This window comes from Streptomyces sp. NPDC001315 (assembly GCF_042896175.1).
Taxonomy (GTDB): Bacteria; Actinomycetota; Actinomycetes; order Streptomycetales; family Streptomycetaceae; genus Streptomyces.
On sequence record NZ_JBIAWZ010000002.1, the window covers coordinates 387,074 to 405,279 of the forward strand.

An 18,206-nucleotide genomic window follows, 5' to 3' on the forward strand; every position below is an offset into this window, starting at 1 on the left:
GCGCTGGTGCCCCAGCACTTATGTCCGCCTCAACAGTGGCCGCCCACACAACATTCCCGTTCGTCACCCGAGTGAGCCGGCCCACGCCCCGACCGCGTCGGTGATGATCTCCAGGGCGCGTTCCTGGGTGATCTCCGCGCGCTTGGGGACGGCGAAGCCGTGATCGCCGTAGGGCACCTCGACCAGTTCGTACGCCCCTTCGGGAAACTCCTCCGGCTTCCCGAACGGGTCGTTGCCACCCTGTACGACGAGGGTGGGCACCCCGGCCCCGAGCAGTTCGTCGGCGCGGGACTTCTCGGGCTTACCCGGCGGATGCAGGGGGAAGCCGAGTGCGAGGACGGCGGCAGCGCCCAGTTCCACGGCCGTACGGCAGGCCACACGGGCGCCCGCGCTCCGGCCGCCCGAGATCACCGGCAGGCCGGGTTCGGCCAGCGCGGGCCAGATGCCCCGCCAGCCGACGTCGAGGGTCTTAGGCGCGGGCGCCAGCTTCTTGCCGGCCACCCGCCAGGGCTGCTCGACGAGGGCGACCGTCACCCCGTGTCCCGGCAGGACCCGGGCAAGCGCCTGCAGGTCCCGCGCCTGGATGCCGCCGCCGGCGCCGTGGCTGACGGCGAGGACGAACCGCGGCTTCTCGGTGTGGTGCCAGACGATGCGCGCCCGACCGGCATCGGTCTCGATTTCCTGTGTCACTTCTGCCAGATCTGTCACATCAGAAAAGTGTGCCCTCTTCGGGGCCTTCCAGTTCCTTCAGCAGCTCCGGTCCGTTGTTGCGGACGTTGCTGACCGCGGTGGACACGGGGTAGGCGCGCATCAGTCCGGCGGGCGGCGGGGCGAGCAGTTCACGCAGGCCGTCGAGGTCCGTGCGGGACGGGTCGAGCCAGGCGTCCCAGCGGTCCGGGGTGAGCATCAGCGGCATCCGGGGGTGGATCTCGGCGAGTGTGTACGGCCCCTCGGCCGGTGCCACCGCGAGCGGGGTCGTCTCCGCCTCCGTGGTGATGACGGAGCAGGTCACCCACCAGGCCTGCGGATGGTCGTCGGGCAGGGTCCGGTCCCGCCAGAACTCGTACAGCCCGGCCATCGCGAAGACCGACCCGTCGGCCGGGAGCACGAAGTACGGCTGCTTGCGCGGCCGCTTCTTCTTCCCCTCGACCTCCAGGTCCCGCTCCTGCGTGCCGGTGACCCACTCGTAGTAGCCGTCGGCGGGCAGGATGCAGCGCCGGGCGGCGAAGGCACGGCGGTACGACGGCTTCTCGTGCACGGTCTCCGCGCGCGCGTTGATCATCCGTGCACCGCCCTCGGGCGTCTTCGCCCAGGACGGTACGAGGCCCCACTTGAGCTTGCGCAGCTGGCGAACCGGCCGCTTCTCTTCGGCGTCCTTCAGGGGACGGTCGAGGACCGCGTAGACCTCTTTCGTCGGAGCCACGTTGTAGTCGGGCGCCAAGGTCTCCTCGGGCTCCCACTTCTCGACCTCAAAGACTCCTGCGAGATCCTCGGGCCTACGACTCGATGCATACCGTCCGCACATGCGTGCCACACTGCCAGGCCCACCCGTCACCCGACCACCACCCCTCGACGATTGCGCCACGCGCAAGCCCCTGTCGACTGCGCCCAGAGGGAGCCACCGAAGAACATGGACAGCACCGCCGCCACCGCGCTGCCCGACCTCTGGGACCGCGTCTTCGGCACCCAGCCCGACCCCCATCTGTGGGTGGTGCTCGCCACCATGGTCGCGGCGCTCGCCATAGTCGTCCCGCACACGGTGTGGCGCATCTCGCGCAACGCGATCACCATCGCGCACGAGGGCGGCCACGGCCTGGTGGCGCTGGTCACCGGCCGCACCCTCACCGGCATACGACTGCACTCCGACACCAGCGGCCTCACCGTCAGCCGGGGCAAGCCCTACGGCCTGGGCATGATCCTCACCGCGGCCTCCGGCTACACCGCTCCCCCACTCCTCGGCCTGGGCGGCGCCGCACTGCTCGCCGCCGGTCACATCACGCTGCTGCTGTGGCTGGCCACCGCCCTGCTGGTGGCGATGCTGGTGATGATCCGCAACGCCTACGGGGCCCTGACCGTGGTGCTGACCGGCGGTGCGTTCCTGCTGGTGTCGTGGCTGGCCGGCCCTCAGGTGCAGGCGGCGTTCGCGTACGCGGTGGTGTGGTTCCTGCTGGTCGGCGGGGTGCGTCCGGCCTTCGAGCTCCAGGCCAAACGGTCACGCGGGGGTGCCGGGGACTCGGACGCGGACCAGCTGTCGCGGCTGACGCACGTACCGGCGGGGCTGTGGTTGTTCCTGTTCCACGCGGTGTCCCTGTGCTCGCTGATCGGCGGGGGCAGGTGGCTGCTGGAGGTGTGACGGACGGCCGAATGCGGCCGGCGCCCACGCATATATGCACGGCATTTCCCATACTGTGGGTTCGCTCCGCTTTCTCCGCATTTGATCAAGATCTCCGGTCATCGCCAGCCACTAAAGTGGGCGCATGACCGTGAACCCCGCACACACCGCCCTCTGGCCCGCCCCGCACGCGAGCGGAGCCGTCGACGCGACGGTCCACGTGCCCGGGTCCAAGTCGGTCACCAACCGAGCCCTGGTGCTCGCCGCCCTCGCCTCCGAGCCGGGCTGGCTGCGCCGCCCGCTGCGCTCCCGCGACACCCTGCTGATGGCCGGGGCCCTGCGCGCGATGGGCGTCGGCATCGAGGAGACGGTGTCCTCCAGTTCCACCGTCACCGGCGGGACCGGCGAGGCCTGGCGGGTGATCCCCGCGGGTCTGCACGGCCCGGCCACGATCGACGTCGGCAACGCGGGCACGGTGATGCGCTTCCTGCCGCCGGTCGCCGCGCTCGCCGACGGCCCCATCCGCTTCGACGGCGACCCGAGGTCGTACGAGCGTCCCCTGAACGGCGTGATCGACGCCCTGCGCGCCCTCGGCGCCCGCATCGACGACGACGGCCGGGGCGCGCTGCCGCTGACGGTGCACGGCGGCGGTGCGCTGGACGGCGGGCCGGTCGCGATCGACGCCTCGTCCTCGTCGCAGTTCGTCAGCGCCCTGCTGCTGTCGGGACCGCGCTTCAACCAGGGCGTGGAGGTCCGCCACACCGGAACCACGCTGCCGTCGATGCCCCACATCCGGATGACGGTGGACATGCTGCGCGCGGTCGGCGCCCAGGTGGACACCCCGGAGTCGGGCGGCGAGCCGAACGTCTGGCGGGTCACCCCGGGCGCCCTGCTCGGCCGCGACCTGACCGTCGAGCCGGACCTGTCCAACGCGCAGCCGTTCCTGGCGGCGGCGCTGGTGACCGGCGGCCGGGTCGTCGTCCCGGACTGGCCTGCCCGCACCACCCAGCCCGGTGACCGGCTGCGCGAGATCTTCACCGAAATGGGCGGTGCCTGCGAACTGACCGAGTACGGCCTCGTGTTCACCGGATCGGGTGCCATCCACGGCATCGACGTGGACCTGGGCGAGGTGGGCGAGCTGACCCCGGGCATCGCGGCCGTCGCCGCCCTCGCGGACTCCCCCTCGACCCTGCGGGGCGTGGCCCATCTGCGCCTGCACGAGACGGACCGCCTGGCCGCGCTCACCAAGGAGATCAACGAGCTCGGCGGCGACGTCACCGAGACGGCCGACGGCCTGCACATCCGGCCCCGCCCCCTGCACGGCGGGATTTTCCACACGTACGAGGACCACCGCATGGCGACCGCCGGCGCGATCCTCGGCCTGGCGGTCGAGGGCGTGCAGATCGAGAACGTGGCGACCACGGCGAAGACCCTCCCGGACTTCCCCGAACTGTGGACCGGGATGCTCGGGGCATAGAGACTCAGGGATCAGGTCATGCGCCGCTACGGCAAGCACACCGACGAGGACGACATCCGCTCCCGCCCGAACCGCAAGGGCAACCGACCCCGTACGCACATCCGCCCCAAGCACGAGGACGCCGCCGAGGGCATGATCCTCACCGTCGACCGGGGCCGGCTGACCGTCCTCGTCGAGGACCGGATCGTGATGGCGATGAAGGCCCGCGAACTGGGCCGTAAGGCGGCGATCGTCGGCGACCGGGTGGCCCTCGTCGGCGACCTGTCCGGTACGAAGGACACCCTCGCGCGCATCGTCCGCATCGAGGAGCGGACCTCGGTCCTGCGCCGCACCGCGGACGACGACGACCCGTACGAGCGCGTGGTCGTCGCCAACGCCGACCAGCTGGCCATCGTCACGGCCCTGGCCGACCCCGAGCCCCGCCCGCGGCTGATCGACCGCTGTCTGGTGGCGGCGTTCGACGGCGGTCTGACGCCCCTCCTCGTGCTGACGAAGTCGGATCTGGCCCCACCGGACAAGCTCCTGGAGCTGTACGGCGACCTCGACATCCCGTACGTGGTCACCAGCCGCGAGGAGCTGGAGAACGGGACCGCCGTCGCCCGGGTGCGCGAGCAGCTCGACGGGAAGATCACCGCGTTCGTCGGGCACTCGGGCGTCGGCAAGACGACGCTGGTCAACGCGCTGGTGCCGGAGGAGCGACGCCGTTCGACCGGGCGTGTGAACGCCGTGACGGGCCGCGGCCGGCACACCACCACCTCCGCCCTCGCCCTGCCGTTGGCGGACAGCGACGAGGGCTGGGTCATCGACACCCCGGGCGTACGGTCGTTCGGCCTGAACCACGTGGATCCGTCCCGCGTCATCCACGCCTTCCCCGACCTGGAGCCGGGCACGGAGGGCTGCCCGCGCGCGTGCAGTCACGACGAGCCGGACTGCGCGTTGGACGCGTGGGTGGCCGAGGGGCACGCGGACCCGGCACGCCTCTACTCGCTGCGCCGGCTTCTCGCGACCCGGGAGCGGACGGAGGGCGACTGACCTCCTCGTTGTTTGTCCGGGCCCGAGTTCGGTAAGTGCATAATCGCACCGAGCCGGATCCAAGCCCGGCCAAGACGGACCAAGGAAGACCGAAGCAGACCAAGCCGGACGATTCCAGACGATGCCAGACCTAGCGGTCACAGACGCTGACAAGCGCTGACACACGGGAGGACAGCACATGGCGTGGCTGCTGGTGGTCGTCGCGGGGTTGCTCGAGACCGGCTTCGCCGTGTGTCTGAAGCTGTCGCACGGCTTCACCAGGCTCTGGCCGACCGTCGCCTTCTGCACCTTCGCGCTCGGCAGCTTCGGCCTGCTCACGCTGTCCCTGAAGAAGCTCGACGTGGGCCCCGCCTACGCCGTGTGGACCGGCATCGGCGCGGCGGGCACCGCGATCTACGGCATGGTCTTCCTCGGCGACCTGGTCTCGACACTGAAGATCGTCTCGATCAGCCTGGTGATCATCGGCGTGATCGGCCTCCAGTTGTCCGGCTCGGCCCACTGACGCGTCGCGTCACACGGCCGACTGGCGGCGGAAAGCGCCTCGCACAAGATCCGCGACCCCACCGTCCGCCGGCGGTGCGGCCACGCAGGACAGGGCGATACGGACGGCGAGTTCGCAGGAGCGGGCCAGCTCCGCGGTGTCCGGCCTGGCGGCGCCGGGACCGGAGAGGGCGGCCACGGCACGATCGCGGACGATCGCCACGAAGTCGCCGGGTGACGGCAGCGGGCCGTCCGCCCGCCGCTGCGCCGGCACGGCCGAGGAGGAGGGCACCGCCTTCAGCGTGGGTGACGGCAGCCGTTCGTTCCAGCAGCCGGTGAGCATGGCCCGTACGAGCGCGTTCTGACGGGCGGTCGACGCGGTCCACTCGGCGGTCGCGGTGAGCCGTTCGTGGGCGTCGGCGTGCGCGGCGAGCGCGCGCTCGATCCCGGCGAGGAACCCGTCCGCCTCTCTCCTGACGAGCGCCCGGGCCAGTCCCTCCTTGCTCCCGAACTCGTTGTACAGCGTCTGCCGGGACACCCCGGCCGCCGCGGCGACATCCACCATCCGCACCGCGGACCACGGCCGGCGTGCGAGCGCCGTGTAGGCGGCGTCCAGTAGGGATTCCCGCGCTGCAGGCATCATCGCCTCCCGGGGGCAAGCGGCTCTGCGCCCAGATTTGACGCGCCCGGAGGCACTGTCAAGGGTTCGCGGGGGCGTCGAGGGGCGCTCGTCGGCCACCTCGCGCGGGCACGCCCCGGACTCGTCCCCACGCGGCCCCGTGTGGCCCCGCCCCCACCCCGGCAGATACGGTTCGTTGTATGCCGGACTACCTGGACGACCTCCGCCTCGCCCACGTCCTCGCCGACGCGGCCGACGCCGCGACGATGGACCGCTTCAAGGCCCTCGACCTCAAGGTCGAGACGAAGCCGGACATGACACCGGTGAGTGAGGCGGACAAGGCGGCCGAGGAACTCATCCGCGGCCAGCTCCAGCGCGCCCGCCCCCGCGACGCGGTCCTCGGCGAGGAGTACGGCATCGAGGGCACCGGTCCCCGCCGCTGGGTGATCGACCCGATCGACGGCACCAAGAACTACGTACGCGGCGTCCCCGTCTGGGCCACCCTCATCTCCCTGATGGAGGCGGCGGAGGGCGGCTACCAGCCCGTCGTCGGCGTCGTCTCCGCGCCCGCCCTCGGCCGCCGCTGGTGGGCCGCGAAGGGCCACGGCGCCTTCACCGGCCGCAGCCTGTCCTCGGCGTCCCGCCTGCACGTCTCGCGCGTCTCGAAGCTGAGCGACGCCTCCTTCGCGTACTCCTCGCTGAGCGGCTGGGAGGAACAGGGCCGGCTGAACGGTTTCCTGGACCTCACCCGCGAGGTGTGGCGCACGCGCGCGTACGGCGACTTCTGGCCGTACATGATGGTCGCGGAAGGCTCCGTCGACATGTGCGCGGAACCCGAACTCTCCCTCTGGGACATGGCGGCCACCGCGATCGTCGTGACGGAGGCCGGCGGCACCTTCACCGGCCTCGACGGCCGCCCGGGCCCGCACAGCGGCAACGCGGCCGCGTCCAACGGTCTGCTGCACGACGAGTTGCTGGGGTACGTCAACCAGCGCTACTGAACGGCACAGATGAGCGCGTGCGCCCTCAACTGGCCTCGCACGCCCTCTTGTTGACCTCCGCTTTACCTGTCACGCTGTGAGCACCCCCACTTGTGAATTTGTGAATCCATGAACGAACGGACCCGAGGTCCGCGAGTCCCGTGGATTCCCGTAGGAGGTGGCTCCATCCCATGCTCGTCCGCGACGCCATGAGCACGGTGGTCCTCACCATCGGCCCCGCCCACACCCTCCGCCAGGCGGCCGCCCTGATGTCCGCGCGCCGCATCGGCGCCGCCCTGGTCCTCGACCCGGACGCCGGTGGCATCGGCATCCTCACCGAGCGCGACATCCTGAACTCCGTCGGCCTGGGCCAGAACCCGGACACGGAACGCACCCACGCCCACACCACGAACAACGTCGTCTTCGCCGCCCCGACGTGGACCCTGGAGGAGGCGGCCCGGGCCATGGCCCACGGCGGCTTCCGACACCTGGTCGTCCTCGACCGCGGCGAGCCGGCCGGCATCGTCTCGGTCCGCGACATCATCCGCTGCTGGGCACCGGCCCGGCAGCACATCCCTGCTTGACCAGGCGAAACGGGCCGGAATCCCCCGAGCGGGGATCCCGGCCCGTCGCGACGACAAGCGGTCCAGTGCTGGAGTGTCAGCCGCGCAGGGCCTGGACCGCGGCCTCCAGCCGCTTGCCGAAGTCGCCGTCCGCCTGGCGGAAGTTGGCGATGGCCCGCTCGGCGATGTCGTCGCGCGAGACCTTGGCGATGAAGCCGGAGAGGTTCTCGATCAGACGGGTCTTCTCGTCCTCCGACATCAGACGGTAGAGGTTGCCCGCCTGTACGAAGTCGTCGTCCTCGGCGTGGACCGGGGCCTCGTGGTTGCCCGTGGCGCCGGTGACCGGGGTGGCCTGCCACAGCGGACGGTCCGTCTGGAACGGGCCGCCGAAGCTGTTCGGCTCGTAGTTCTTCGCGCCCTTGTGGCGGCCGTCGTAGAGGAAGCCGTCACGGGAGTTGGTGCGCGCCTCGGTGGCGTGCGGGCGGTTCACCGGCAGGTGGTCGGCGTTGATGCCGACGCGGTAGCGATGGGCGTCGCCGTACGCGAAGAGGCGACCCTGGAGCATCTTGTCGGGCGACGGGCCGATCCCGGGCACGAAGTGCGCGGGGCTGAAGATCGACTGCTCGACCTCGGCGAAGACGTTCTCCGGGTTGCGGTTGAGCTCCAGCTTGCCGATCTCGACCGGCGGGTAGTCCTCGTGCGGCCACACCTTGGTGAGGTCGAACGGGTTGAAGCGGTAGGTCGCCGCGTCGGCCGCCGGCATGATCTGGACCTGCACGGTCCAGGTCGGGAAGTCACCGCGCTCGATGGACTCGCGCAGGTCGCGCTGGTGGCTGTCCGGATCCTCACCGGCGAGCTTGTTGGCCTCGGCCTGGGTGAGGTTCTTGATGCCCTGGTCGGTCTTGAAGTGGTACTTGACCCAGAAGACCTCACCGGCCTCGTTGTTCCACTGGTAGGTGTGCGAGCCGTAGCCGTTCATGTGGCGGTACGAGGCCGGGATCCCGCGGTCGCCGAACAGCCAGGTCACCTGGTGGGTGGACTCGGGAGACAGGCCCCAGAAGTCCCAGACGTTGTCCGCCTCCTGCGAGCCCGTGTACGGGTCGCGCTTCTGGGTGTGGATGAAGTCCGGGAACTTGATCGCGTCCTTGATGAAGAACACCGGGGTGTTGTTGCCGACGAGGTCGTAGTTGCCCTCTTCGGTGTAGAACTTCAGCGCCCAGCCGCGGGGGTCGCGCACGGCGTCGGCCGCACCGAGGTTGCCGGCCACCGTCGAGAAGCGCAGGAACGTCTCGGTCTGCTTGCCGACCTCGGAGAGGAACGTGGCGCGCGTGTACCGCGTGACATCGGCGGTGACCGTGAAGGTGCCGTAGGCGCCCGCACCGCGCGCGTGCACGACGCGCTCCGGGATGCGCTCACGGTTGAAGTGGGCCAGCTTCTCCAGAAGCAGCTGGTCCTGGACGAGAACCGGGCCGCCGACACCCGCGGTCTCGCTGTTCTGGTTGTCGGCCACCGGAGCACCGGCCTCCGTGGTGAGCGGTCCCTGCGTCACGTGTGCCTCCTGCGTCATTTCTGACAAGTCCTGTCCCTTGGCCAATGCCGAACCAGATCCTACAATGGACATTATCCAAGTCAAGTAGAGCTCCAAAGTCACACCCGTTCGGGACCTGGTCCCTCCTGCTGTTAGGCTGATTCGTATGAGTGACCTTCTGGAACGGCTGCGCGGACGCGGATGGCGTATGACCGCACAGCGGCGCGTCGTGGCCGAGGTACTCGACGGCGATCACGTCCACCTGACGGCCGACGAGGTGCACGCCAGGGCCGTCACCAAGCTGCCCGAGATCTCCCGGGCGACCGTCTACAACACGCTGGGCGAGCTGGTCTCCCTCGGCGAGGTCCTCGAGGTCGCGACCGACAAGCGCGCCAAGAGGTACGACCCGAACGCCCACCGCCCGCACCACCATCTGGTCTGCGCCCGGTGCGGCGCGATCCGTGACGTCCACCCCGGCGGCAACCCGCTGTCCGACCTCCCCGACTCGGAGCGCTTCGGCTTCACGGTCTCGGACGTCGAGGTGACGTACCGCGGCATCTGCCCGAACTGCGCGTCGGCGTAGCGACCGCTTCCCGAAGCCCCGGCACCGATGGGTGCCGGGGCTTTCAGCGCGGTGACGCCTGAAGCGGGGCGGACGCAGACAAAAACCGAGGGCCGGAACCCTTTCGGATTCCGGCCCTCGGCCTTCAGTAGCGGGGACAGGATTTGAACCTGCGACCTCTGGGTTATGAGCCCAGCGAGCTACCGAGCTGCTCCACCCCGCGTCGATGAATGCAACGTTACGTCAAGGATGCAGACGGAAGCAAATCGCTTATCGCGTGGGTTGTGGCCGACGTGGCTGCGGGCAGTCGTGGTCCGCGTGACTGCGGGCAGTTGTGCATCTGCGTGACTGGGGGCAGACGTGGAACTGGGCGGCCGCGGGCAGACCTGCACGTGCGCGGCTCCGGGCAGACGTGCATCTGCGTGACTGCGGGCAGTCGTGCCGCTTGGGCGGCACGGGCGAGCGACTTCACCCGTCCACCCCCGCCCGCGTGCGGCACCGCCTCAGGCCGACAGCTCCTGCCGCAACGCATCCCGCAACCGAGCCGCCCGCTCGGACACCTCGGCCGGCCCCAAGGACACCGCCCGGTCGGCCCACCGCTGCCCCTCCGCAAGCTCCCCACGACGCGCGTAGACCAGGGCCAGTCGAAGAGCCGCCCGCCCATGGCCCGCGTCAGCGGCCCGCGTCCACCACACGGCCGCCTCCGGCTCGCTGCCCTCCCGGGCCAGCAGCAGCCCCAGGTTGAACGCGCCGTTGCGGGATCCGGCCTCGGCCGCCGCCCGGTACCACCGGGCGGCCTCCACCACATCGCCCCGGTCGGCCGCGAGCATCCCGACCCGCACCTGTGCCCGCCGATGCCCCTGGGAGGCCGCCCGCTCGTACCACTCCTCGCACTCGGTCTTCTCGTTCACATGCTCACCGAGCTCATGCGCGGGCGTCGCGGGACGCCGTGCGTCCAGCACCGCGGCCAGCCGGTACGCGGCCTCCGCGCTGCCGCCGCCCGCCGCGCACCGCAGATGCCGCTCCGCCTCCCGCTCGTCACCGTCCCGCAGCCGGGCCATCCCGACCTGCAGCGCCGCTTCCGTGTGCCCGGCCGCCGCCGCCCGCTCGTACCACCGCAGCGCGGCCGCGGCCTCCTGCTCCGTGCCCCGCCCGGCGTACAGGATCCCCAGATTGAACGCGGCGTCCACGCTCCCGGCCTCCGCCGCCTTGGAGAACCACGGTTCGGCCCCGGTCGCGTCCCCGCCCTGGAGCAGCAGGATCGCCAGCGCGTTGGCGGCCTCACGGTGCCCGGCGTAGGCGGCACGCCGGTACCACTGCTCGGCCTGCGCGGTCCGCCCCTGCTCGGCGCAGAGCAGCCCGAGGTTGTAGGCGCCGTTGTCGTCGCCGGCGTCCAGCGCGGCCCGGTACCAACGCTCGGCGGTCTGTGTCTCACCACGCTCGGCGTGCAGTGCGCCCAGCGCGTTGGCCGCGTTGCCGTCCCCGTCCTGGGCGGCCCGCAGCCACCACACGGCGGCGCTCTCGGTGTCCCCGGCGTCCCGCAACAGGAAGCCGAGGGCGCAGGCGGCCCGCGCCTCCCCGTCCTTGGCGGACGTCAGATACCAGCGCCCCGCCTCCTTGAGCTCGCCCCGCTTCTCGAGGATCGCCCCGAGGTGCAGCGCGGCCCTGCGGTGTCCGCGCGCGGCGGCCTGTCGGTACCACTGCTCGGCCTCGCCCTCCGCCGATCCTCCGACACCGACCGCGACACCGACCCCGACACCGTTGTCACCGTCGGCCTCCTCCACGGTCCGCCGGTCCAGCGCCCGCGCCAGCCGGTACGCGGCCTCCCGGTGACCCCGCTCGGCGGCCGCCCGCATCCACTGCTCGACCCCACCGTCCCCGCGGTGCTCCAGCAGGTCGGCGAGGGCGTACGCGCCCAGGGCGTGCCCCTGCTCGGCGGACTGGCGCAGCCAGTACTCTGCGGCGGGCTCGTCGCCGCGCTCGCGGTGGTGCCGGCCGAGGGCGTGCGCGGCCGCTGCGGAACCGGCGACGGCGGCGATCCGCCACCATCCCGCGGCATCCTCGGCGTAGCCACGCTGATGCAGAAGGACCCCCAGATTGTTGGCGGCGGCACGGTCACCGGCGGTGGTGGCGCCACGCAGATGAGGCTCGGCCGCGTCGAGATCGCCTCGGCGCAACAGCATGGCCCCGAGGACGCTCATCGCCTCGACCTCGCCGGCTTCCACGGCGAGTCGCAGGCGCGCTTCCTCGGCAGCCTCGCCGGTCTCGTCCCGGCCGGAAGACTGCACAAGGTCAGCCGGCTGGACAAAGTCAGCAGACTGCACAAACCGCCCTGTCTCCAACAGAGTTGCCTTGTCCCCCATAACGTCCATCGTCGCACCACCTGCAACCTGGGTACACCTGGTATACCGCAGTCAGTGAGGTCACTTCAGCGTTTTGTCGACATGCCCACAGAGAGACAAGTCAAACACGGATTTCCCCAACTCCCCCCGTCGGCGCGGCCGTCCCGGCAATCGGCACATGCGTTCGCACACCACAAAGGCCCGGATCCTTGGAGGATCCGGGCCTTCGCGATCAGTAGCGGGGACAGGATTTGAACCTGCGACCTCTGGGTTATGAGCCCAGCGAGCTACCGAGCTGCTCCACCCCGCGCCGTTGTGTTCCAACCGTACCACGGCGCGGGGGGAGCTCTTCACTCAGCCGCTGCTCAGCCCCTGCTCAGCCGCTGTTCGGACTGCCACTGGGACTGCTACTGGGGTTGCTGCTGGGGTTGCTGCTGGGACTGCTGCTCGGACTGCTGCTGGCGGTGCTGCTCGGGCTCGGACTGCTGCCGCTCCCGCTGCCCCCGCTGGTCTTGTCCGCTTTCGCCTGCGCGTCCTCGGCCCGCTTCAGCGCGTCCTCGAGGTCCTTCTGTGCCTCGCCGTACGCCTGCCAGTCGCCCTTCTTCAGGGCCTCCTGGCCGGTGTCGAAGGCCTTCTGGGCGTCCTTCAGAGCCTCTTGGACCGTCGGGTTGGAGGACGTCGGCGGTTTGGTCGTGCTCTCGTCCGGCGGCGTAGTGGTGGAACCCTCCGCTCCGAAGACCTTGTTGAGGGCCTCGTCGAGCGTGTCCTCGAACGCGGTGTTGCCTCCGTAGGTCACCAACACCTTGCGCAACAGCGGGTACTTCAGTCCACCACCGCGTACGTAGACCGGCTCCACGTAGAGCAGTCCTCCGTCGAGCGGCACCGTCAGCAGATTGCCGTACTCGACATCGGAGTCGCCGCCCTTCAACAACTTGATCGACTCCGCGATGTCCTGTTCGGAGTTGAACTGGCTCTGGACCTGTTTGGGCCCGTTGACCGTTGTGTTGGTCGGCAGTTTCAGGATTCTGATCTTGCCGTAGTCGGGGGTGCCCGGCTCGGAGTCGACCGCCATGAACGCGCTGAGGTTGTCCCGGCCGTTGGGCGTGAACGTCGTCGTCAGCGAGAACGCCTGCGCCGTCTGGTCAGGCATCTTCATGCTCAGGTAGTACGGCGGAACGGCGTCGCCCGACTTGTTGGTCGGCTCGTCCGGCACCTGCCACACCTCGCTGCCGCTGAGGAACGTCTGCGCGTCCTTCACGTGGTAGCGGGTGAGCAGCTCGCGCTGGACCTTGAACAGGTCCTGCGGGTACCGCAGATGATCCATCAGGGCGTCCGGGATGGCCGTCCTGGGCTTCACCGTGCCCGGGAACGCCTTCATCCAGGTCTTCAGGACCGGGTCCTCGGTGTCCCACTGGTAGAGCTTGACGTCACCGGTGTACGCGTCGACGGTCGCCTTCACCGAGTTGCGGATGTAGTTGACCTGGTTCTGCTGGGCCACCACCGCGCGCGAGTTGTTCGTCGCGGTCAGCGAGTCCGCCGTCGTGTCGCCGAGGGTCGTACGGGACGCGTACGGGTATCCGTTGGTGGTCGTGTACGCGTCGACGATCCACTGGATCTTGCCGTCCACGACCGCCGGGTAGGCGTCGCCGTCGATGGTCAGCCACGGGGCGACCGCCTCGACGCGCTCCTTGGGCGTGCGGTTGTACAGGATCCGCGAACCCTCGCCGATCGCACCGGAGTACAGGATCTGCGGCTCCCCGAACGCCACCGCGTACGCGGCCCGGTTGACCGGGTTGGAGAGGTTGACCCCGCTCTTGCCCGCGTAGCTGGTGGTCTTCTCGCCGTTGTCGTCGGAGTAGTCGATCTCCTTCTGGGGACCGCCGACGATCGAGTACGTGGTGGTCTTCTCGCCGTAGTAGACCCGCTGCTGATACGTCCCGAGGAAACCGGTGGACGGCAGGTCGGACTCGGTGAAGACCGGGCGGCCCTCGGCGTCGGCCTCCGTGCCCTTGGCTGCGACCACGCCGTAACCATGGGTGTAGCGGAAGTGGTCGTTGATCCAGTTGTTCTTCGGAATGCCGTTGAGGTTCAGCTCGCGCAGACCGATGACGGTGTCCTGGTCCTTGCCGTCCTTGGTGTAGCGGTCGACATCCAGGTTTGTCGGGAACGCGTAATAGTTCCGGATCTGCTGGAGCTGCTGGAACGTGGGCGAGACGACATTCGGGTCCATGATGCGGATGCTCGCCGTGGCGTCGACGTCGTCCCGCAGCTTGGTCTTGTCCGTGGTGCTGCTCTTGCCCGAGTACTCGGTGACCTGGGTGCCGTCGATGCCGTACGCCTCGCGCGTCGCCTTGAGGTTCTTCTCGACGTACGGCGCTTCCTTGGCCTGCTCGTTGGGCTGGACCTGGAACTTCTGGACGATCGCCGGGTACAGGCCGCCGATGAGGATCGCGGAGAGCACCATCAGGCCGAAGCCGATCACGGGCAGCTGCCAGGTGCGCCGCCACAGCGTGGCGAAGAACAGCAGGGCGCAAATGACGGCGATGCAGAACAGGATCGTCTTGGCCGGCAGGTAGGCGTTCGCGTCGACGTACCTGAGGCCCGTCCAGTTGTCGGTCGCCTTGAAGTCGCTGGACTTCACCGCGAGGCCGTACCGGTCGAGCCAGTACGCGACCGCCTTGAGGGCGACGAAGATGCCCAGGAGCACCGACAGGTGCCCGGTGGCCGCGGCCGTCGCGCGCGCGCCCGGGCTGGTGATGCGCAGTCCGCCGTACAGGTAGTGGGTGAGCGCGGCGGCGATCAGGGACAGGATCGCGGCGGCGAAGCCGAAGCCCAGGAGGAAGCGGTACCAGGGCAGGTCGAAGGCGTAGAAGGAGACGTCGAGGTGGAACTGCGGGTCCTTCTGGTGGAAGGGCACGCCATTGACCCACATCAGCCAGGTCCGCCACTGGCTCGACGCGGACGCACCCGCGATGAGGCCGACCAGGGCGGTGATACCGAACAGCAGCCACTTCTTGTAGGGCGCGATGCCCATCCGGTAGCGGTCGAGGCTCTGCTGCTCCATCGACATGGCGCTCAGCGGCGGGCGCAGCCGGTGGGCCAGCCAGATGTTGACGCCGACCGCGAGGGCCATCAGCAGGCCGAAGACGAAGAACAGCCCGATCTTGGTCCACAACGTCGTCGTGAACACGGACGAGTACTTCACCGACCGGTACCAGAGCCAGTCCGTCCAGAAGCCCGCGAACATGGTGAACGCCATACCGAGAACGGCAAGGACGCCCAGCGTCATGAGCAGGGTCCGGACACGCCGGGACGGGCGGCCCACTCTTATCCGCGGCCCTGTCGGGCCTCCGCCGCGGTCCGGCATCTGGAAAGCCAAGGTGCGCACCTCGAAGTTCGCTGTCGATACGTCAGGTCCGCATTTTTGCGGGCCCTCCCCGGGGCCTCGTGATCGCAGGCCCACACCTATGCAACTTACTCACGCTTTACTCGGTTCCCGATTCCGGCCGGGAACGAGGCAGGATTGTGACCATGTCCAACACTCCCATGGCGGCGAGTCCGCTCACCCGGGCCGTACTCGAGATCGACGAGTACGCCTCCGGCCTCGGCTGGGACCAGCCCGCCCGCCTCTTCGCCCTCGTCGACACCGCACGGCTGCGGGCCCAGGAACCTTCGCTCGCGGCCCAGCTCGGCCTGGGTGAAGAACAGGAGACCACCGGTCTCACCCCGATCGAGCAGGACGAGATTCCAACGGACAAGCAGCTCGACGAGTTCCTCGCCACGATCGCCTGGCCCGACGCGGTGGTCGGCTGCGCGCTCACCGTGGAGCGCCTGATGCTGCCACCGTCCGCCGAGGCGCAGGTCCCGCAGGGCCTGAGCGACGCGAAGCTGGCGAAGTGGGTGGCCGAGCACCCGGAGCGCCAGGAGGTCCGTATGACGGTCGCGGTCCTGCGCGACGGCGCACGCGAGTCGGCCGTGCGCCTGCGCGAGAAGGACTCCCCGACGGAGGTCCTCACGGGCGCCGACCTGGTCCCGGGGCTGGCGGATGCGCTGACGGCGACGTTCGAGGACTGAGGTCCTCGTAACGTCCGGCGTAGTCACGTCCGGCGTAGTCGCGCACGGCACTGGGGGCGCCCTTCGCTTCGAGGGCGCCCCCAGCCACGTACGTGCTGCTCCGCGTCAGCCCTTGGTGGTGCACTTCGGCAGGTCGGCGGTGTCGCCGGAGCGGATGTCCTTCAGGGCGTCGAGAGCGTCGTCGATGGTGTTCACCTTGACCAGGCGCAGCCCCGAGGGGGTGTCCTTGGCTGCGGCCGCGCAGTTGTCGGCGGGCGTCAGGAAGTACTGGGCACCCTTGTCGCGGGCGCCGACGGTCTTCATCTCGATGCCGCCGATGGGCCCGACCTTGCCCTCGTCGTCGATGGTCCCGGTGCCGGCGACGAACTTGCCGCCGGTCAGGCTGCCCGGGGTGAGCTTGTCGTAGATGCCGAGCGCGAACATCAGACCGGCGCTCGGTCCGCCGACGTCGGCGAGCTTGATGTCGATGGTGAACGGGAACGTGTGATCGGTCCCGGCGGAGATCCCGACGATGGCCCGCTTCTCACCGCTGTCGTCGGACGTCGTGGTGGTGATCGTGACCTTCTCGGTCGTGGTCGCCTTCCGGTTCTCCTTCTCGGCAGCGGCCTGTTCCTTGGCCGGCACGATCGTGAAGACCACGTCGTCGCCGGGCTCGTGCTTGGTCACCAGCTTCGCGACGTCGGCGGGCTCCTTCACCGTCGTACCGTCGACGGCCTTGATCACATCGCCGGCGTGCAGCCTGCCCTCGGCCGGGGAACCCTTGACGACCGTCGAGACGATCACCCACGACTGCACCGGAATGTCGAGTTCCTTCAGGGCGGCGACCTTGGCGCTCTCCTGGGACTGGCTGAACTCCTCGGCGTTCTCCTGGGTGGACTGCTCCTCGGTCTTGCCGTCCGGGTAGAGCGTGTCGTGCGGCACGATCTTGTTGTCGTGCGCCAGCCAGCCGTACACGGCCTCGACGAGGTTCATCCGGTAGTCGGCACTGGTGACCCGCACCGTGGTCATGTTCAGGTTGCCGCTGGTCGGATACGTCTTGCGCCCGGAGATCTGCAGCACCGGCTCACCACCGTGCTCACCGAGGGTGTTCACCGTCGGCCCCGGGGACATCTCCGAGTACGGCACGGGGATGAACACTCCCGCGCACAGGAGCGCGATCAGCATCAGGGTGGAGGCGAGCATCGTCGCAGTGCGGCGTGGCATGCCTCGACAGTACGGGACGCTCCTGTCAGCGCACCGTCAGGGCCACCCCGTCACGTACCGGTGTGCGACTTCTCCATCGCGGCACGGAAACGGGCATACCCGTCCAGCTCGGGCCCGTCGCCGCGCGCCCTCCTCGTCCGGTTGGCCCAACTGCCCCACAGACCGGCGCCGATCGCAGCCACAAGCGGAATCAGCAACCAGGCGAGAGCGCCCATGCCGACCTCCCAACCCCATTGAGCGACCGCAACTGACTGATCAGCAGTTAACCATCCGTACTGACAACGCTCACGGCAGGGGTCCGGTTACGCAACCGGACGGAGGACAAGGAATTCAGCAGCCCCCACCCGTCACCCGACGACCACCCCCCAACGACAGCGCTACGCGCCGACCCGCCCACCCGTCACCCGACCACCACCCCCCAACGACAGCGCTACGCGCCGACCCGCCCACCCGTCACCCGACCACCACCCCCCAACGACAGCGCTACGCGCCGACCCATTCTTCGGTGCCGTCGGAGAACTTCTGGTGCTTCCAGATGGGCACTTCGTGCTTGAGGTCGTCGATCAGCTTCCGGCAGGCCTCGAAGGCCTCGCCCCGGTGCGGGCAGGAAACGGCGACGACGACGGCGAGATCTCCGATCCTGAGGTCCCCGACACGGTGCACCGCGGCCAGCGCGCGCACCGGGAACTCGGCGACGACCTTCTCCGCGATCCGCCGCATCTCCGCCTCGGCACTGGGATGGCACGAGTAGCCGAGCCGGTCGACGTCGGAGCCCCCGTCGTGATTGCGCACGGTCCCCACGAACAGTGCGGTCCCCCCGGCGGCGTCGTCCCCTACGGCCCGGAAGACCTCGTCCACGGAGAGCGCGGTGTCGCGAACGGCGATCAGCTTGATGGAGTCCTGCGCCGCCTGCTCACCGGGATGATCGTTCGTTGATGCCATACCCCCATCGTGCCGCACGCCCGGGACCACGGGGAATAGCGTCTTCACCCGGCACGCGCGCGTGGCGTTCGG

Annotated in this window: 17 protein-coding genes and 2 tRNA genes; 8 read left to right on the plus strand and 11 right to left on the minus strand. The window is 69.7% G+C overall.

Annotated features, from left to right (window positions below; all coding sequences use genetic code 11):
• Nucleotides 1-63 precede the first annotated feature (63 nt).
• On the minus strand, nucleotides 64-690 hold the full coding sequence (locus tag ACFY16_RS08910) for an alpha/beta family hydrolase (RefSeq protein ID WP_390646693.1): 627 nt from the start codon (nucleotides 688-690) through the stop codon (nucleotides 64-66).
• Nucleotides 691-709: 19 nt separating this feature from the next.
• Nucleotides 710-1,525, minus strand: a complete 816-nt coding sequence (locus tag ACFY16_RS08915) for an SOS response-associated peptidase (protein ID WP_390646413.1) — start codon at nucleotides 1,523-1,525, stop codon at nucleotides 710-712.
• Between the two features lie 105 nt (nucleotides 1,526-1,630).
• Between ACFY16_RS08915 and ACFY16_RS08920 the strand changes: the two genes are divergently transcribed.
• From ACFY16_RS08920 to ACFY16_RS08935, 4 genes are all read left to right on the plus strand, one after another.
• Nucleotides 1,631-2,353, plus strand: coding sequence for a M50 family metallopeptidase (locus ACFY16_RS08920; RefSeq protein WP_390646414.1), 723 nt, complete (start codon nucleotides 1,631-1,633; stop codon nucleotides 2,351-2,353).
• Between the two features lie 124 nt (nucleotides 2,354-2,477).
• Nucleotides 2,478-3,809, plus strand: coding sequence for a 3-phosphoshikimate 1-carboxyvinyltransferase (gene aroA / locus ACFY16_RS08925; protein WP_390646415.1), 1,332 nt, complete (start codon nucleotides 2,478-2,480; stop codon nucleotides 3,807-3,809).
• Between the two features lie 18 nt (nucleotides 3,810-3,827).
• Nucleotides 3,828-4,841 carry a ribosome small subunit-dependent GTPase A gene (gene rsgA / locus ACFY16_RS08930; RefSeq protein WP_390646416.1) on the plus strand — a complete coding sequence of 338 codons (1,014 nt, stop codon included), beginning with the start codon at nucleotides 3,828-3,830 and terminating at the stop codon, nucleotides 4,839-4,841.
• A 178-nt stretch (nucleotides 4,842-5,019) separates the two neighbouring features.
• On the plus strand, nucleotides 5,020-5,343 hold the full coding sequence (locus ACFY16_RS08935) for a DMT family transporter (RefSeq protein WP_390646417.1): 324 nt from the start codon (nucleotides 5,020-5,022) through the stop codon (nucleotides 5,341-5,343).
• A 9-nt stretch (nucleotides 5,344-5,352) separates the two neighbouring features.
• Here ACFY16_RS08935 and ACFY16_RS08940 read toward each other — a convergent pair whose 3' ends face one another.
• The gene (locus ACFY16_RS08940; RefSeq protein WP_390646418.1) at nucleotides 5,353-5,964 is read right to left on the minus strand and encodes a TetR/AcrR family transcriptional regulator; all 612 of its coding nucleotides are present in this window, start codon (nucleotides 5,962-5,964) and stop codon (nucleotides 5,353-5,355) included.
• 176 nt (nucleotides 5,965-6,140) lie between these two features.
• On the opposite strand from ACFY16_RS08940, the gene hisN reads away from it, so the two are divergent.
• Nucleotides 6,141-6,941 (plus strand): histidinol-phosphatase, encoded by an 801-nt coding sequence (gene hisN / locus ACFY16_RS08945; RefSeq protein ID WP_390646419.1) that lies wholly within the window; start codon nucleotides 6,141-6,143, stop codon nucleotides 6,939-6,941.
• Nucleotides 6,942-7,111: 170 nt separating this feature from the next.
• Nucleotides 7,112-7,504 (plus strand): cyclic nucleotide-binding/CBS domain-containing protein, encoded by a 393-nt coding sequence (locus tag ACFY16_RS08950; RefSeq protein ID WP_390646420.1) that lies wholly within the window; start codon nucleotides 7,112-7,114, stop codon nucleotides 7,502-7,504.
• A 76-nt stretch (nucleotides 7,505-7,580) separates the two neighbouring features.
• Here ACFY16_RS08950 and ACFY16_RS08955 read toward each other — a convergent pair whose 3' ends face one another.
• On the minus strand, nucleotides 7,581-9,050 hold the full coding sequence (locus ACFY16_RS08955; RefSeq protein ID WP_390646421.1) for a catalase: 1,470 nt from the start codon (nucleotides 9,048-9,050) through the stop codon (nucleotides 7,581-7,583).
• 127 nt (nucleotides 9,051-9,177) lie between these two features.
• Here ACFY16_RS08955 and ACFY16_RS08960 point away from each other — a divergent pair, with 127 nt between their 5' ends.
• On the plus strand, nucleotides 9,178-9,594 hold the full coding sequence (locus ACFY16_RS08960) for a Fur family transcriptional regulator (protein WP_390646422.1): 417 nt from the start codon (nucleotides 9,178-9,180) through the stop codon (nucleotides 9,592-9,594).
• 128 nt (nucleotides 9,595-9,722) lie between these two features.
• On the opposite strand, the gene ACFY16_RS08965 is transcribed toward ACFY16_RS08960, so the two are convergent.
• The 4 genes from ACFY16_RS08965 to ACFY16_RS08980 form a co-directional block, all read right to left on the minus strand.
• Nucleotides 9,723-9,796, minus strand: a tRNA-Met gene (locus ACFY16_RS08965).
• A gap of 280 nt (nucleotides 9,797-10,076) precedes the next feature.
• Complete coding sequence (locus ACFY16_RS08970; RefSeq protein WP_390646423.1) at nucleotides 10,077-11,945, minus strand: sel1 repeat family protein; 1,869 nt, start codon at nucleotides 11,943-11,945, stop codon at nucleotides 10,077-10,079.
• 206 nt (nucleotides 11,946-12,151) lie between these two features.
• A tRNA-Met gene (locus ACFY16_RS08975) sits at nucleotides 12,152-12,225 on the minus strand.
• 66 nt (nucleotides 12,226-12,291) lie between these two features.
• Entirely contained in the window at nucleotides 12,292-15,282 is a 2,991-nt protein-coding gene (locus ACFY16_RS08980) for a UPF0182 family protein (protein ID WP_390646694.1), read from the minus strand.
• 164 nt (nucleotides 15,283-15,446) lie between these two features.
• Here ACFY16_RS08980 and ACFY16_RS08985 point away from each other — a divergent pair, with 164 nt between their 5' ends.
• Entirely contained in the window at nucleotides 15,447-15,989 is a 543-nt protein-coding gene (locus ACFY16_RS08985) for a PPA1309 family protein (RefSeq protein ID WP_351144582.1), read from the plus strand.
• A gap of 105 nt (nucleotides 15,990-16,094) precedes the next feature.
• Here the strand turns inward: ACFY16_RS08985 and ACFY16_RS08990 are convergent, their stop codons facing one another.
• From ACFY16_RS08990 to ACFY16_RS09000, 3 genes are all read right to left on the minus strand, one after another.
• Nucleotides 16,095-17,192, minus strand: coding sequence for a PDZ domain-containing protein (locus ACFY16_RS08990; RefSeq protein WP_390646424.1), 1,098 nt, complete (start codon nucleotides 17,190-17,192; stop codon nucleotides 16,095-16,097).
• Between the two features lie 50 nt (nucleotides 17,193-17,242).
• Nucleotides 17,243-17,407, minus strand: a complete 165-nt coding sequence (locus ACFY16_RS08995; protein WP_390646425.1) for a hypothetical protein — start codon at nucleotides 17,405-17,407, stop codon at nucleotides 17,243-17,245.
• Nucleotides 17,408-17,675: 268 nt separating this feature from the next.
• The gene (locus tag ACFY16_RS09000; RefSeq protein ID WP_390646426.1) at nucleotides 17,676-18,134 is read right to left on the minus strand and encodes a molybdenum cofactor biosynthesis protein MoaE; all 459 of its coding nucleotides are present in this window, start codon (nucleotides 18,132-18,134) and stop codon (nucleotides 17,676-17,678) included.
• Nucleotides 18,135-18,206: the final 72 nt, after the last annotated feature.

What these genes read in the sequence shown, in the direction of transcription:
- ACFY16_RS09000 (WP_390646426.1), bottom strand. Translation starts at nt 18,134, where the DNA reads ATGGCATCAACGAACGATCATCCCGGTGAGCAGGCGGCGCAGGACTCC.
- ACFY16_RS08980 (WP_390646694.1), bottom strand. Translation starts at nt 15,282, where the DNA reads ATGCCGGACCGCGGCGGAGGCCCGACAGGGCCGCGGATAAGAGTGGGC.
- ACFY16_RS08920 (WP_390646414.1), top strand. Translation starts at nt 1,631, where the DNA reads ATGGACAGCACCGCCGCCACCGCGCTGCCCGACCTCTGGGACCGCGTC.
- ACFY16_RS08915 (WP_390646413.1), bottom strand. Translation starts at nt 1,525, where the DNA reads ATGTGCGGACGGTATGCATCGAGTCGTAGGCCCGAGGATCTCGCAGGA.
- ACFY16_RS08950 (WP_390646420.1), top strand. Translation starts at nt 7,112, where the DNA reads ATGCTCGTCCGCGACGCCATGAGCACGGTGGTCCTCACCATCGGCCCC.
- ACFY16_RS08990 (WP_390646424.1), bottom strand. Translation starts at nt 17,192, where the DNA reads ATGCCACGCCGCACTGCGACGATGCTCGCCTCCACCCTGATGCTGATC.
- ACFY16_RS08995 (WP_390646425.1), bottom strand. Translation starts at nt 17,407, where the DNA reads ATGGGCGCTCTCGCCTGGTTGCTGATTCCGCTTGTGGCTGCGATCGGC.
- ACFY16_RS08985 (WP_351144582.1), top strand. Translation starts at nt 15,447, where the DNA reads ATGTCCAACACTCCCATGGCGGCGAGTCCGCTCACCCGGGCCGTACTC.
- ACFY16_RS08970 (WP_390646423.1), bottom strand. Translation starts at nt 11,945, where the DNA reads ATGGACGTTATGGGGGACAAGGCAACTCTGTTGGAGACAGGGCGGTTT.
- ACFY16_RS08955 (WP_390646421.1), bottom strand. Translation starts at nt 9,050, where the DNA reads ATGACGCAGGAGGCACACGTGACGCAGGGACCGCTCACCACGGAGGCC.
- ACFY16_RS08960 (WP_390646422.1), top strand. Translation starts at nt 9,178, where the DNA reads ATGAGTGACCTTCTGGAACGGCTGCGCGGACGCGGATGGCGTATGACC.
- ACFY16_RS08935 (WP_390646417.1), top strand. Translation starts at nt 5,020, where the DNA reads ATGGCGTGGCTGCTGGTGGTCGTCGCGGGGTTGCTCGAGACCGGCTTC.
- hisN (WP_390646419.1), top strand. Translation starts at nt 6,141, where the DNA reads ATGCCGGACTACCTGGACGACCTCCGCCTCGCCCACGTCCTCGCCGAC.
- ACFY16_RS08940 (WP_390646418.1), bottom strand. Translation starts at nt 5,964, where the DNA reads ATGATGCCTGCAGCGCGGGAATCCCTACTGGACGCCGCCTACACGGCG.
- rsgA (WP_390646416.1), top strand. Translation starts at nt 3,828, where the DNA reads ATGCGCCGCTACGGCAAGCACACCGACGAGGACGACATCCGCTCCCGC.
- aroA (WP_390646415.1), top strand. Translation starts at nt 2,478, where the DNA reads ATGACCGTGAACCCCGCACACACCGCCCTCTGGCCCGCCCCGCACGCG.